Source organism: Frigoribacterium sp. NBH87, from assembly GCF_014217665.1.
Classification (GTDB): Bacteria; Actinomycetota; Actinomycetes; order Actinomycetales; family Microbacteriaceae; genus Frigoribacterium; species Frigoribacterium endophyticum.
In genome coordinates, this window is the sequence record NZ_CP043650.1 from 2873682 (window position 1) to 2886673 (window position 12992).

Below are 12992 nucleotides of genomic sequence, written 5' to 3' on the forward strand. Positions count from 1 at the left end.
TGACCACGATGCGCGTCGGCGGCGAGCCGAGGCGGCTCGTCGAGGCCGCCACGACCGACGAGCTGGTCGAGCTCGCCCGGGAGGTCACGGCCGACGGCGACGACTGGTTCGTGCTCGGCGGCGGCTCGAACACCCTGGCCGCCGACGAGGGCTTCGACGGCACCGTGCTCCGGGTCGCCACCCGGGGAGTCGAGCGCCTCGACGACGTCGACGGCCGCGTGCGCCTCCGCGTCGCGGCGGGCGAGCCGTGGGAGGACCTCGTCGCCCACACCGTCGACCAGGGCTGGTCGGGCTTCGAGGCCCTCAGCGGCATCCCGGGCTCGACGGGCGCCTCGCCGATCCAGAACATCGGGGCCTACGGCCAGGAGGTCGCCCAGACGCTCGTCTCGGTCGACTTCCTCGACGCCGAGACGGGCGAGTTCGTCCGCGTCCCGGCCGCGAACCTGGGGCTCGGCTACCGCACGAGCGTGTTCAAGCGCGGCCGACGCGGCGTCGTGACCGCGGTCGAGTTCGCCCTCGTCGACGACGGCGGCACCAGCGCCCAGGTCTCGTACCCGCAGCTGGCGACCGCGCTCGGCGTGGGGCTGGGCGACCGGGTGCCGGTCGCCGACGTGCGGGCGAGCGTGCTGGCCCTCCGCGCCTCCAAGGGCATGGTGCTCGACCCCGCCGACGCCGACGCGACCTCGTGCGGGTCGTTCTTCACGAACCCGATCGTGCCGCGTCAGGTCGCCTCGGCGCTGCCGTCGGCGGCGCCGCGCTGGCCCGTCGACCCGGAGCCGGAGGCGCGGGTCGTCCCCCTGGGCGACGCGCCCGCACCGCCGCCCCCTCCGTCGTCGGGCCTGGTGAAGCTCAGCGCCGCCTGGCTGATCGAGCAGGCCGGGATCGGCCGGGGGTTCCGGCTGCCGGGCTCCGGCGCGGCGATCTCGTCGAAGCACACGCTCGCCCTGACGAACCGGGGGAGCGCCACCGCGGCGGACGTCGCCGAGCTGGCGCGCTTCGTGCAGCAGCGCGTCTCGGCCGAGTTCGGGGTCGTGCTGCACCCCGAGCCCGTGCTGCTCGGCCTCTCGCTCTAGGTCGGCCCGGCCGAGACCTGCCCGGAGCAGGCCGACCCGGTGGGCCCCGGCCCCGGCCGACCTAGGAGAACAGGCGCTGGAGGCGCTGGACGCCCTCGAGGAGCTGGTCGTCGCCGAGGGCGTACGACAGGCGGAGGTAGCCGCTCGGGCCGAAGGCCTCGCCGGGCACCGTGGCCACGTCGGCGTGCTCGAGGATGAGGTCGGCGAGCTCGAGCGACGTCGTCGGGGTGCTGCCGGCCCACTCGCGGCCGAGGAGGCCCCGCACGTCGGGGTAGACGTAGAAGGCGCCCTGCGGCGTCGGGGTGACGATCCCGTCGACGGCGTTCAGCTCGCGGACGATCACGGCCCGGCGGGCGTCGAAGGCGAGGCGCATGGCCTCGACGTCGTCCTGCGGGCCCGTCAGGGCCGCGAGGGCAGCGCGCTGGGAGACGTTGGAGACGTTGGAGGTCAGGTGCGACTGGAGGTTCGACGCCCCGGCGATCACGTCGGCGGGCCCGACCATCCAGCCCACCCGCCAGCCGGTCATGGCGTAGGTCTTCGCGACGCCGTTGACGAGGATCGTCTGGTCGGCGACCTCGGGCACGGCGGCGGTGATCGAGACGGCCTCGACGCCGTCGTAGGTGAGGTCCTGGTAGATCTCGTCGCTGATGACCCAGACGCCGGCCTCGACGGCCCAGCGGCCGATGGCGGCCACCTCGTCGGGCGTGTACACCGACCCGGTGGGGTTGGAGGGGGAGCAGAACAGCAGGACCTTCGTCCGGCTCGTCCGCGCGGCCTCGAGCTGGTCGACCGTGACCTTGTACTGCTGGTCGGCGCCGGCGAAGACCTCGACGGTGACGCCGCCCGCGAGCTTCACGGCCTCGGGGTACGTCGTCCAGTACGGCGAGGGGAGGAGGACCTCGTCGCCCTCGTCGAGGAGCGCGGCGAAGGCCTGGTAGACGGCCTGCTTGCCGCCGTTGGTGACGACGACCTGGCTCGCCGTGACCGCCGTGCCGCTGTCGCGGAGGGTCTTCTCGACGATCGCCTCACGCAGCTCGGGGAGGCCGGCCCCGGCGGTGTAGCGGTGGTTGCGCGGGTCACGGGCGGCCGCGACCGCCGCCTCGACGATGTGGTCGGGGGTCGGGAAGTTGGGCTCGCCCGGGCCGTAGCTGATGATCGGCCGGCCCTCGGCCAGCAGGGCCTTGGCCTTGGCGTCGACCGCGAGCGTCGCGGACGGGGCGATGGAGGCGATGCGGGACGAGAGGCGGCGCGCTGGCGTGGTCACGGGGGTCAGCCTAGCTGCGGCGGCCCCGGAGGCGGCAGGGCCTCCGCCCGTCGGCTTTGCACCGCGGTCGGGGTTCGCCTACACTTGCCGAGGCGCCGACGAGCGCGGAGTTCCTGCGCGCCTCACGGTGTCGCCGGGCCCTGATCGTCAGCCCGAAGGGCGGTGGCTCAATTGGTAGAGCAGCGGTCTCCAAAACCGCAGGTTGCAGGTTCGAGTCCTGTCCGCCCTGCAGCCCGGCCGGGTCGTCGCGACCGACACTAGTCAGAGCGGCGGCCCGGGACACCGGACGACCGTCCGGTCCCCGGACGACTGTCCGTCCATCGGACACCAGGCCCCGCGGGCCGAGCTCGGAAGGTACCCAGACAGTGGCGAGAAAAGACCTCGACGTCCCCAGTGAGGACGTCGTCGAGAAGGCGAAGAACGACGTCGCCGTCCGGCGCAGCCCCTTCGCGCGCATCGCGCTGTTCATCCGTCAGGTGATCGGTGAGCTGAAGAAGGTCGTCACCCCGACCCGCAGAGAACTCCTGAGCTACACGGGCGTCGTGCTCGTCTTCGTCGTCATCATGATGGCCCTGGTCACCGGCCTGGACTCCCTCTTCGGCCTCGCCGTCGGGTACGTCTTCGGCAACGGCCCGACCGGCAGCTGACACGACACCGCGCGGTCCCCTCGACCGCGCCGCGCGACCGCCGCGGCGGTCGCCAGCCCGACACCCCACGAACGGAAGAAGAACCCTTGCCTGAGAACGAGCGCGACGACATCGACCTGGCCCCCGCCGCCGAGCAGTCCTCGGAGGTCGGCGAGACCCAGGAGGGCGACGTCCTCGACGTCGACACCGACGGTGACGCGGGCTCGGCGGAGGAGAGCGCGATCTCGATCGTCGACGAGGGCGACGAGGGCACCGACGACTCGGGCGACCTCGACGAGCTGCTCGACACCCTGGCCGAGGCGTCCGACCCCGAGGCCGACGCCGTCGTCGACGACGCGCTCGACATCGACGACGCCGCCGAGGCGGAGGCCGCCGTCGAGGCGACCGACGACGAGGCCGACAGCGAGGCGGAGGAGCTGGCCGCCGAGGGCGACGCCAGCGGCGCGGACGCCGTCATCGCCGAGGCCGAGCAGTCCGTTCAGGACGCCGACGCCGAGGCCGCCTTCGACGACGTCGCCGTCGACGTCGAGTCGGAGGAGGTCGACGACGAGGCCGAGGTCGACCCGTACGAGGCGTTCCGCTACGACCTGCGCGGCAAGCCCGGCAAATGGTACGTCATCCACAGCTACGCGGGCTTCGAGCGCCGCGTGAAGCAGAACATCGAGAACCGCATGGTCTCCATGACCATGGAGGACTACATCTACCAGGTCGAGGTCCCGATGGAGGACGTCGTCGAGATCAAGAACGGGCAGCGCAAGCTGGTCACCCGCGTGCGGATCCCCGGCTACGTGCTCGTCCGCATGGACCTCAACGAGGACTCCTGGTCGGTCGTCCGCCACACCCCCGGCGTCACCGGCTTCGTGGGCAACGCCCACAACCCGACGCCCCTCCGCTTCGAGGAGGCCTTCAACATGCTGAAGAGCCTCGTCCAGGTGCAGGAGGCGGCCCCGACCGCGAAGGGCGGCGCCAAGGGCAAGCAGACCCAGCGCGTCATCCCCGCCGAGGTCGACTTCGAGATCGGCGAGACGATCACGATCAAGGAGGGCTCGTTCGCGGGCCTCCCCGGCACGATCAACGAGATCAAGCCCGAGAGCGGCAAGCTCACCGTGCTCGTCTCGCTCTTCGAGCGCGAGACCCCGGTCGAGCTCAGCTTCGACCAGGTCACCAAGCTCTAGCACCACGTCGCCCGTCGGGGGTGTGATCCACGCCCTCGTCCAGTACGCTGTGTCGAGTGCCGGCCTCGTCCGCACCTCCCCCCAGTCTTGACACCTCACCGGAGTCCGTCCCCACGGGCCACCGGGAGAGCCAGCGGCAGCCGCCGTCGGCTCGAACCCCAGAAGAAGGAAAAGAACAATGGCACCGAAAAAGAAGGTCACGGGTCTGATCAAGCTTCAGATCAACGCCGGCGCCGCGAACCCCGCCCCGCCCATCGGCCCGGCCCTGGGTCAGCACGGCGTGAACATCATGGAGTTCTGCAAGGCCTACAACGCCGCGACCGAGTCGCAGCGCGGCAACGTCGTGCCGGTCGAGATCACGGTCTACGAAGACCGCTCGTTCACGTTCGTCCTGAAGACCCCGCCCGCCGCCGAGCTCATCAAGAAGGCTGCCGGCGTCGCCAAGGGCTCCTCGACCCCGCACACCGCCAAGGTCGGCACGCTGACCATGGAGCAGGTCCGCGAGATCGCCACGACGAAGCAGGCCGACCTGAACGCCAACGACATCGACGCCGCGGCGAAGATCATCGCCGGCACCGCCCGCTCCATGGGCATCACGGTCGACGCCTAAGCAGCACCCCTCCGTTCAGGCGACCCGCCTGCACGACCCAGACACCAGTGGGAGAGCCGGCCAGGCTCGCTACCACGTCCCCAGTACGAAGAGGTCCAACATGGCTCAGAAGTCCAAGGCGTACCGCGCCGCTGCCGAGAAGATCGAGGCAGGCAAGTTCTACAGCACCAGCGAGGCCGTCGCCGTCGCCCGCGAGACCGGCTCGAAGAAGTTCGACTCGACCGTCGAGGTCGCGCTCAAGCTCGGCGTCGACCCCCGCAAGGCGGACCAGATGGTGCGCGGCACCGTCATCCTCCCGCACGGCACGGGCAAGACCGCTCGCGTCATCGTCTTCGCGACGGGTGCCGCCGCTGAGGCCGCCATCGCGGCCGGTGCCGACGAGGTCGGCGGCGACGAGCTCATCGAGAAGGTCGCCGGCGGCTACACGTCGTTCGACTCGGCCGTCTCCACGCCCGAGCTCATGGGCAAGGTCGGCCGTCTCGGAAAGGTGCTCGGCCCCCGCGGCCTCATGCCCAACCCGAAGACCGGCACCGTGACCCCGAACGTCGCTCAGGCCGTCAACGACATCAAGGGCGGAAAGATCGAGTTCCGTGTCGACAAGCACAGCAACGTGCACTTCGTCATCGGCAAGGCCGGCTTCTCGGAAGAGCAGCTGAACACCAACCTCGACGCCGCCCTCGAAGAGGTCGTCCGTCTGAAGCCGTCCTCCTCCAAGGGCCGCTACATCACCAAGGGCACGCTGTCGACGACCTTCGGTCCCGGCATCCCCCTCGACATCAACGTCTTCTAGGTCTCACCGACCCAGAGCGCAGTGTCTCCCGAAGGCCGCCCCTCTCTCGAGTGGGGCGGCCTTCGTCGTGCCCGTCGACACGTGCCGGGGCATCTGTGGTCAGGACAGGAGGCGCGGGTGCGGCACCATGGGCAGATGACCGTCATCGTCCGCCCCGCCATGCCCGCCGACTCCGCCCTGCTCGCCGAGGTGGCGGCGGTGACCTTCCCCCTGGCCTGCCCGCCCGGCTCGTCGTTGACGGACATCGCGCGCGTCGTGACGACGACCCTGTCCGAGGACGCCTTCTCGCGGTACCTCGCGGACGACTCCCGGACGGTGCTGCTGGCCGTGGACCCGGCCACGACGGGCGCCCTGGGCTACAGCATGCTCGTGGCGGGCGACCCCGCCGACGCCGACGTCGCCGCCGCCGTGTCGTCCCGGCCGACGGTGGAGCTGAGCAAGTTCTACGTCATGCCCCAGGGGCACGGGACGGGCGCGGCGTCGACCCTGATGGCCGCGACCCTCGACGCGGCCGGCGCGACGGGCGCCTCCTCGGTGTGGCTCGGCGTCAACCAGCAGAACGACCGTGCACTGCGCTTCTACGCCAAGCACGGCCTGGAGCGCGTCGGCACCCGCACCTTCGCCCTCGGCGACGACCCGCAGGCCGACTTCGTGCTCGAGCGTCGCCTCTAGGCCCCCGCACGGGCCCCGCCCGACGCGACGTCACTCGTCGGCGACGCGGAGCACGAGCTTGCCGCGCGTGTGGCAGCGCTCAAGCCGGGTGTGGGCGTCGGCCGCCTCGTCGAGGTCGTAGACGTCGTCGACGTAGACGCGCAGGTCGCCCGAGTCGAGCAGCCGGGCGATGACCGAGAGGGTCGCGGCGTCGGGGCTCACGGCGAAGCCGGTGGTCCGGACGCCGGCGGCCTCGGCCGCGACGGAGGCCCCGGCGAAGGAGGCGGTGGGCGCGTGCACGACGACGCCGCCGGGCCGCAGCACGCGCAGGCTGGCCTCGGCCACCGCGACGTCGTCCACGAGGGTGACCACGACGTCGACGTGCCGCACCGTCCGCTCGAGGTCGACGGCGTCGTAGTCGACGACCTCGGCGGCCCCGAGCTCGCGGAGCCAGCCCGCGTTCCGCTGCGAGCCGGTCGCGACGACGTGCGCCCCGAAGTAGGCGGCGATCTGTACGGCGAAGTGCCCCACGCCCCCGGCCCCCGCGTGCACCAGGATGCGCTGGCCCTCGTGGGCCTTGGCGACGTCGACCACCATGCCCCAGGCGGTGAGGGCGGCCAGCGGCACGCCCGCGGCCTCGACGTGCGAGAGCGTCGCGGGTTTCCGCGCGACGGACGACGACGGCACGCTGACGTACTCGGCGTAGCTGCCGCCGGCGCGGGGGAAGGGCGCCATGCCGTAGACGGCGTCGCCCACGTGGAGCGCGTGCGCTGCGTACGGCACCTCGACGACGACGCCGCTGAAGTCGTGCCCGAGCACGGCCGGGAACACCGGGACGCCGGCGCTGTCGCCCAGGCCGGCCCGCGCCTCCGCGTCCACCCGGTTGACCCCGGCGGCGAGCACCCGCACCAGCACCTCCGAGCCGACCCGCGTCGGCACGGGCACCTCCGCCGCGACGAGCTGCTCGGGCCCGCCCGTCCGCTCGATGACCATGGCCCGCATCGTCGTGTGCGTCATCGCACCCTCCCTGTCGTCGCGGAGCGCTCGGTGACGAGCAGGCTCCCTGCACGACCCATCAGACAGGGCGGATGGGTCGGTCGTGTTTCGGCCGCGTCACGGGGGCGGAAAACCTCGCCGCGGTCGAGGGGGAGGGCAGCGGGTCAGCGCGAGCGGATCAGCGCAGCGGGTCGTAGGGCGGCGGCTCGTAGGCCCGCACGCCCGGGGCGAACGGGTCGACGGGCGCCTGGCGCGCCAGGGTGTCGAGCACGGTGTCGGCGAGGCCCACGAGACGGTGGATCTCGTCGTCGTCACGGTCGACCCACCGGCACATCGGCACGGCGTCGAGCGGCACGAAGTCGACGTGCTGCTCCCAGACGACGAGCGTGCGCTCCGCCCCGAGCACGTACTGCTGCCAGAACACCTGGCGGAGGTACGAGCGGGGGATGCTCGTCCACGCCTTCTTCGTCGTCTTGATCTCGCAGAGCTCCACCGCGCCGTCGGCCCGGACGGCCACGCCGTCGGGGGTGGCGAGGTGGCGCGGCCGGTCGGCGGCGTGGAAGAGCTTCGAGCTCGGGGCGATGCGGTGCTCCGCGAGCACCCAGCGCGCGATCTCGGGCTCCCGGGCCCGGCCGTGGTCGGTGTAGGCGTTGCCGCCGAAGCCGTTGCCGTAGAGCTTGTCGAGCACCACGGCCTGCACGGCCCGCGGGCTCGAGAGCCGTGCGACGTCGGTCGCGGTGATGCCGCGGCTGCGGGCCCGGAGCCACGCGATCCGGTCGCTCGAGTCGGCGAGCACGCGCTGCTCGTGGGCGGGCCGTGCCGGAGGCGCGGGCGGGGTCGGTTCGTCGTCCCACAGGGAGAGCATGGGCTGGACGATCGACATGCCTCCATGCTCTCACCGGACCGGCGGCGGGCGCGACACCGCGCCTCCTCGTGTCTCGACGTCGTGCGACGCCGGCGGGGCGACCGGCCTAGACGGCGGCGGCCAGCTCGTCGATGGCGGCGGGGGAGAGCGCGTGGTGGATGGCGAGCATGCTCGCCCCGATGATCGCGGCGCGGTCGCCGGCCCGCGACTGCACGATGCTGAGGTGCTCGGTGGCGAGGGGCATCGAGCGTGAGTAGACGACCTCGCGGACCCCGGCGATGAGGTGCTCGCCGGCCTGGGCCATCGAGCCGCCGATGGCGATCACCGACGGGTTGATGAGGTTGACGCACGCCGTCAGCACCTCGCCGAGGTCGCGCCCGGCCTGGCGGACGGCCATGATCGCGTCGAGGTCGCCGGCGCGCACGAGGTCGATGACCTCCTTGCCGCCCGGCACGTCGCGGCCGGTGCGGCGCAGCGAGGCGGCGATGGCGGGGCCGGAGGCGACGGCCTCCAGGCAGCCGACGTTTCCGCAGTGGCAGGGGATGCCCGCGCCCCGGGGGATCTGCACGTGGCCGATGTCGCCGGCGATGCCCTGGGCACCCCGCTGCAGGCGCCCGCTCGAGATGATGCCCGAGCCGATGCCCGTGGCGACCTTGACGAAGAGGAAGTGGTCGGTGCCGGCGAAGGCGTGGCTCCGCTCGCCGAGGGCCATGATGTTGACGTCGTTGTCGACGAGCACGGGCACGTCGAGGTGGCGCCGCACCCAGCCGGGCACGTCGAACCCGTCCCAGCCGGGCATGATCGGCGGGTTGACCGGGCGGCCGGTGCTGAACTGCACGGGGCCGGGCAGGCCGATGCCGACGCCGATCAGGTCGTCGCGGCTCCGGCCGAGGTCGGCGAGCAGGGCGTCCGCCTCGGCGACCATCGTCGTCAGCACGGCCTCCGGCCCGTCGGCGATGGCGAGCTCGACGTGGCGGCTGAGCAGCACCTCGCCCATCAGGTCGGTGAGGGCCGTCGTGAGGTGCCCGGCGCCGAAGTCGGCGCCCAGCACGACGCGGGCCGACGGGATCATCGCGACGCGCGACGGCGGGCGACCACCGGTCGAGACGGCGTCGGCGAAGGGGCCGACGAGACCGAGGGCGCTCAGCGCGTCGAGCCGGAGCCCGACCGTCGACCGGGCGAGACCGGTCATGGCCGCGAGCTCGGCCCGGGTGCGAGGCCTGCCGTCGCGCAGCAGCTGGAAGAGCTCGCTGGCTCCCGTGCTGCCGAGGGCGGACGGCCGCGTCGTGTCGGACATGAAGGCAGTAAAGCACAGGCCCCGACGACGTTCGAGACAAGGGTGGCGATGATTCGTCGACTTTTGCTTGCGCTCCGACAGAAGTGGTCCTATCGTCGGTCTCGATCAGCGGTGATCGACCCCCGTCGGGGGGTGGACCACCCGCATCCACCTACTCGAAGAGGAGTCTCCCAGGTGACATCACCGATCTCGGTCCAGCTCTACACGGTGCGGGACGCCATCGCGGCCGACCTGCCCGGCACCCTCCGCCGCCTCGCCGACATCGGCTTCACGCAGGTCGAGCCCTGGGGCTTCGTCGAGCGCGTCGACGAGTACGCCGAGGCGCTGCCGGCGGCCGGGCTGACCGCGCCGAGCGCCCACGCCAAGCTCGTCGGCCAGGACCTCGAGCCGATCTTCGCCGCGGCCGTCCGCCTCGGCGTCGGCACGGTCATCGACCCGCACGTCGACGAGACCCGGTGGATCACCCGCGAGGACGTCGAGTCGGTCGCCGCCGACCTGGGGCGCATCGCCGAGCAGGCCGCCGAGCACGGGCTCACGGTCGGCTACCACAACCACGCCTTCGAGCTGGAGAACACCATCGACGGCACCCCCGCCCTCGAGGTCCTCGCCGCGGCCCTGCCCCCGACCGTCGTGCTCGAGATCGACACCTACTGGGTCGAGGTCGGCGGCGTCGGCGCGGCCGAGCTCCTCGCCCGCCTGGGCGACCAGGTCCAGTTCCTCCACGTGAAGGACGGCCCCCTGACGAAGGACGACTCCGAACAGGTCGCCGTCGGCCGCGGCAGCATGCCCGTCCGCGACATCCTGCGCGCGGCGCCGCAGGCCCTCGCCGTCGTCGAGCTCGACGACCACGCGGGCGACGTCTTCACCGCCCTCACCGACAGCTTCGAGTACCTCCAGGGAGTCCGCGCATGACCGACACCACCACGGCCGACCGGGCCACCGCCTCCTCGTCCGGAGCCCCGCGCACGGGGCCGGTCGGCGTCGGCGTCGTCGGCGCCGGCGTGATCAGCGACCAGTACCTCGGCAACCTCACGCAGTTCCCCGACCTCCGGGTGCTGTTCATCGCCGACATCGACGAGGAGCGCGCCGCGGCCCAGGCCGAGAAGTGGGGCGTGCCCGGCAGCGGCTCGGTCGCCGAGCTGCTCGCCCACGACGACGTCGAGATCGTCGTCAACCTGACCATCCCGGCCGCCCACGTCGAGGTCGCCCTCGCCGCGGTCGCCGCCGGCAAGCACGTCTGGGGCGAGAAGCCCTACGCGCTCGACCGCGAGAGCGGGCAGCGACTGCTCGCGGCCGCGCAGGAGGCGGGGGTCCGGGTGGCCGTCGCCCCCGACACCTTCCTCGGCGCGGGCCTGCAGACGGCGCTCCGCGTCGTGCGCCAGGGCGACATCGGCGCCCCGCTGACCGGCCTCGCGCTCTTCCAGGTGCCCGGCCCCGAGTCATGGCACCCGAGCCCGGAGTTCCTCTTCGCGCACGGCGCCGGCCCGATGTTCGACGTCGGCCCGTACTACCTCACGACCCTCGTGCAGGTCTTCGGCCCCGTGGCGAAGGTCACCGCGACGTCGTCGAAGGCCCGCGAGACCCGCGTCATCGGCTCGGGCCCGAAGGCCGGGACGGAGTTCCCGGTGGAGGTGCCGACGCACGTCAGCGCCCTGCTCCAGTTCGAGAGCGGCGCCAGCGCGCAGGCCGTCTTCAGCTTCGACTCGAAGCTCGCCCGCGCCGGCTTCGTCGAGATCGCCGGGACGGAGGGCACCGCGGTGTTCCCCGACCCGAACATGTTCGACGGCGACACGCTGGTGCACACGGGCGGCGACGAGCCGACCGTCGTGCCGGCGTCGGGGTCGACCTTCACCCGGGGCACCGGCGTCGCCGAGCTCGCCCAGGCCATCCGCGGCGGCCGTCGCGAGCGGGTGCCCGGCGAGCTCGCGTTCCACGTGCTCGACGTCATGGTCTCGCTCGCCGAGTCGGCGGAGCGCGACGAGAGCGTCGTCGTGGCGTCGTCGCTCGAGCCGACGCCCGAGCTGCCCGAGGACTGGGACCCGTCGGTCGCCACCCTCAGCTAGTCGTCGACGGGCCGGCGTCGACGACGAGGCCGGCCCGTCGCGGGGGCACCCGCCCCCACCCCTCACCAGCCCACCACCGAGACAGCACCACCCGCAGCACAGCACCACCGCAGCACCCCGAACACAGCACTTCCCCCACTCGATGAAGAGACCTCTCGAAGAAGAGACACCAGGAGAAGACATGAACACGAAGAAGTTCCGCTGGGTCGCCGCCTCGCCGTCGGCGTCGTGGCAGCCGGGTCGATGACCGCCTGCTCCGCCGACGGCGGCAGCGACGGCGGCGACGAGACCATCACGTACTGGGCCAGCAACCAGGCACCGACCGTCGAGCGCGACGCCGAGGTGCTTCAGGAGTCGATCGACCGGTACACGGAGGAGACCGGGGTGAAGGTCGACCTCGAGGTCATCCCGTGGTCCGACCTCTACAACCGCATCCTCACCGCCGTCTCGAGCGGCGAGGGCCCCGACGTGCTCAACATCGGCAACACCTGGGCGGTGTCGCTGCAGTCCAGCGGCGCGTTCGTGCCCTGGGAGGGCGACGCCCTCGAGGCCATCGGCGGCCAGGACCGCTTCGTGCAGTCCAGCTTCGCGACCGGCGGTGCCGAGGGCCAGGCCCCGACCTCCGTGCCGCTCTACGGCCTCGCGTACTCGCTGTACTACAACACGGCCATGTTCGAGGCCGCCGGCATCACCGAGCCGCCCGCCACCTGGGACGAGTTCGTGGAGGACGCCAAGAAGCTGACGATCGACACCGACGGCGACGGGCAGATCGACCAGTGGGGCGTCACGATGGCGGGCTCGAGCATCTCGAACAACGCCCACCAGGCGTTCGTCCGCGGCCTGCAGAACGGCGGCGAGCTCTACAACGAGGACGGCGAGCCCGACTTCGGCAACGACGGCGTCGTCGCCGGCGTCAAGGAGTGGGTCGACCTGATGGCCGTCGACAAGGTCGTCTCGCCCTCCGACGCGGAGAGCGTCAACGGCTCCGACATGGCGGCGACCTTCGCCGACGGCCAGGCCGCGATGTTCTTCGACCAGGCCCCGACCGACAACCTCAAGAGCCGTGACTTCACCGACTACGCGGCCGCTCCGGTGCCGATGGAGTCCGCCGACGCCACCGGCCTCGAGGGCACGCAGAGCCACGTCGCCGGCATCAACATCAGCGTCTTCGAGAACAGCGGCAACAAGGACGCCGCGATCGACTTCGTGAAGCACCTGACGAGCGACGACGAGCAGAAGTACCTCAACGAGTCGTTCGGCGCGCTGCCCGTCGTCACGGCGGCGTACGACGACCCGGCGTTCCAGTCGGAGGCCATCAAGCTGAAGCAGGTCACGCTCGCCGACCACGCCCAGCCGATGCCCCTCTACCCCTCTGAAGGACAGATGGAGACCCTCGTCGGCACGGCGATCAAGGACCTCCTCGCGTCTGCAGCCCAGGGCGAGTCGGTCAGCGAGGACGACGTCAAGTCGGCCCTCGAGGACGCGGCCAGCCAGATGAGCTCGGGTCAGTAGCCCGTCCCACCGCCGCGCGCCGGGGCGGCCGGTCACCACGACCGGCCGC

The 12992-nt window shown here is 72.2% G+C and carries 13 protein-coding genes and 1 tRNA gene; 10 read left to right on the plus strand and 4 right to left on the minus strand.

Annotated features, from left to right (window positions below):
* Nucleotides 1–8: 8 nt before the first annotated feature.
* Nucleotides 9–1073: a UDP-N-acetylmuramate dehydrogenase gene (locus F1C15_RS13465; protein ID WP_185234372.1), complete on the plus strand. Its 1065-nt coding sequence runs from the start codon at nucleotides 9–11 to the stop codon at nucleotides 1071–1073.
* 61 nt (nucleotides 1074–1134) lie between these two features.
* On the opposite strand, the gene F1C15_RS13470 is transcribed toward F1C15_RS13465, so the two are convergent.
* Complete coding sequence (locus tag F1C15_RS13470) at nucleotides 1135–2337, minus strand: pyridoxal phosphate-dependent aminotransferase (RefSeq protein ID WP_185231782.1); 1203 nt, start codon at nucleotides 2335–2337, stop codon at nucleotides 1135–1137.
* A 156-nt stretch (nucleotides 2338–2493) separates the two neighbouring features.
* Between F1C15_RS13470 and F1C15_RS13475 the strand changes: the two genes are divergently transcribed.
* From F1C15_RS13475 to F1C15_RS13500, 6 genes are all read left to right on the plus strand, one after another.
* Nucleotides 2494–2566 (plus strand) — tRNA-Trp (locus F1C15_RS13475).
* Between the two features lie 136 nt (nucleotides 2567–2702).
* Entirely contained in the window at nucleotides 2703–2984 is a 282-nt protein-coding gene (gene secE / locus F1C15_RS13480) for a preprotein translocase subunit SecE (RefSeq protein WP_056053021.1), read from the plus strand.
* Between the two features lie 86 nt (nucleotides 2985–3070).
* Nucleotides 3071–4159, plus strand: coding sequence for a transcription termination/antitermination protein NusG (gene nusG / locus F1C15_RS13485; RefSeq protein WP_056053024.1), 1089 nt, complete (start codon nucleotides 3071–3073; stop codon nucleotides 4157–4159).
* Nucleotides 4160–4337: 178 nt separating this feature from the next.
* Entirely contained in the window at nucleotides 4338–4769 is a 432-nt protein-coding gene (rplK, locus tag F1C15_RS13490) for a 50S ribosomal protein L11 (protein ID WP_056053026.1), read from the plus strand.
* Nucleotides 4770–4869: 100 nt separating this feature from the next.
* Nucleotides 4870–5559, plus strand: coding sequence for a 50S ribosomal protein L1 (gene rplA / locus F1C15_RS13495; protein WP_043592944.1), 690 nt, complete (start codon nucleotides 4870–4872; stop codon nucleotides 5557–5559).
* 135 nt (nucleotides 5560–5694) lie between these two features.
* Entirely contained in the window at nucleotides 5695–6231 is a 537-nt protein-coding gene (locus F1C15_RS13500; protein ID WP_056053030.1) for a GNAT family N-acetyltransferase, read from the plus strand.
* Between the two features lie 30 nt (nucleotides 6232–6261).
* Here the strand turns inward: F1C15_RS13500 and F1C15_RS13505 are convergent, their stop codons facing one another.
* From F1C15_RS13505 to F1C15_RS13515, 3 genes are all read right to left on the minus strand, one after another.
* On the minus strand, nucleotides 6262–7227 hold the full coding sequence (locus F1C15_RS13505; RefSeq protein WP_370543596.1) for an NADP-dependent oxidoreductase: 966 nt from the start codon (nucleotides 7225–7227) through the stop codon (nucleotides 6262–6264).
* A 157-nt stretch (nucleotides 7228–7384) separates the two neighbouring features.
* The gene (locus tag F1C15_RS13510) at nucleotides 7385–8089 is read right to left on the minus strand and encodes a YqaJ viral recombinase family protein (RefSeq protein WP_235491144.1); all 705 of its coding nucleotides are present in this window, start codon (nucleotides 8087–8089) and stop codon (nucleotides 7385–7387) included.
* An 88-nt stretch (nucleotides 8090–8177) separates the two neighbouring features.
* Entirely contained in the window at nucleotides 8178–9368 is a 1191-nt protein-coding gene (locus tag F1C15_RS13515) for an ROK family transcriptional regulator (protein WP_185231784.1), read from the minus strand.
* Between the two features lie 174 nt (nucleotides 9369–9542).
* Here F1C15_RS13515 and F1C15_RS13520 point away from each other — a divergent pair, with 174 nt between their 5' ends.
* The 3 genes from F1C15_RS13520 to F1C15_RS13530 all read left to right on the plus strand — a co-directional run bounded on the left by F1C15_RS13520 (nucleotide 9543) and on the right by F1C15_RS13530 (nucleotide 12943).
* Entirely contained in the window at nucleotides 9543–10280 is a 738-nt protein-coding gene (locus tag F1C15_RS13520) for a sugar phosphate isomerase/epimerase (RefSeq protein ID WP_255465284.1), read from the plus strand.
* The gene (locus F1C15_RS13525; protein ID WP_056053041.1) at nucleotides 10277–11431 is read left to right on the plus strand and encodes a Gfo/Idh/MocA family protein; all 1155 of its coding nucleotides are present in this window, start codon (nucleotides 10277–10279) and stop codon (nucleotides 11429–11431) included. Before F1C15_RS13520 ends, F1C15_RS13525 begins: the two co-directional genes overlap by 4 nt.
* Nucleotides 11432–11674: 243 nt before the next feature.
* Complete coding sequence (locus F1C15_RS13530; RefSeq protein WP_185231788.1) at nucleotides 11675–12943, plus strand: extracellular solute-binding protein; 1269 nt, start codon at nucleotides 11675–11677, stop codon at nucleotides 12941–12943.
* Nucleotides 12944–12992 lie beyond the last annotated feature (49 nt).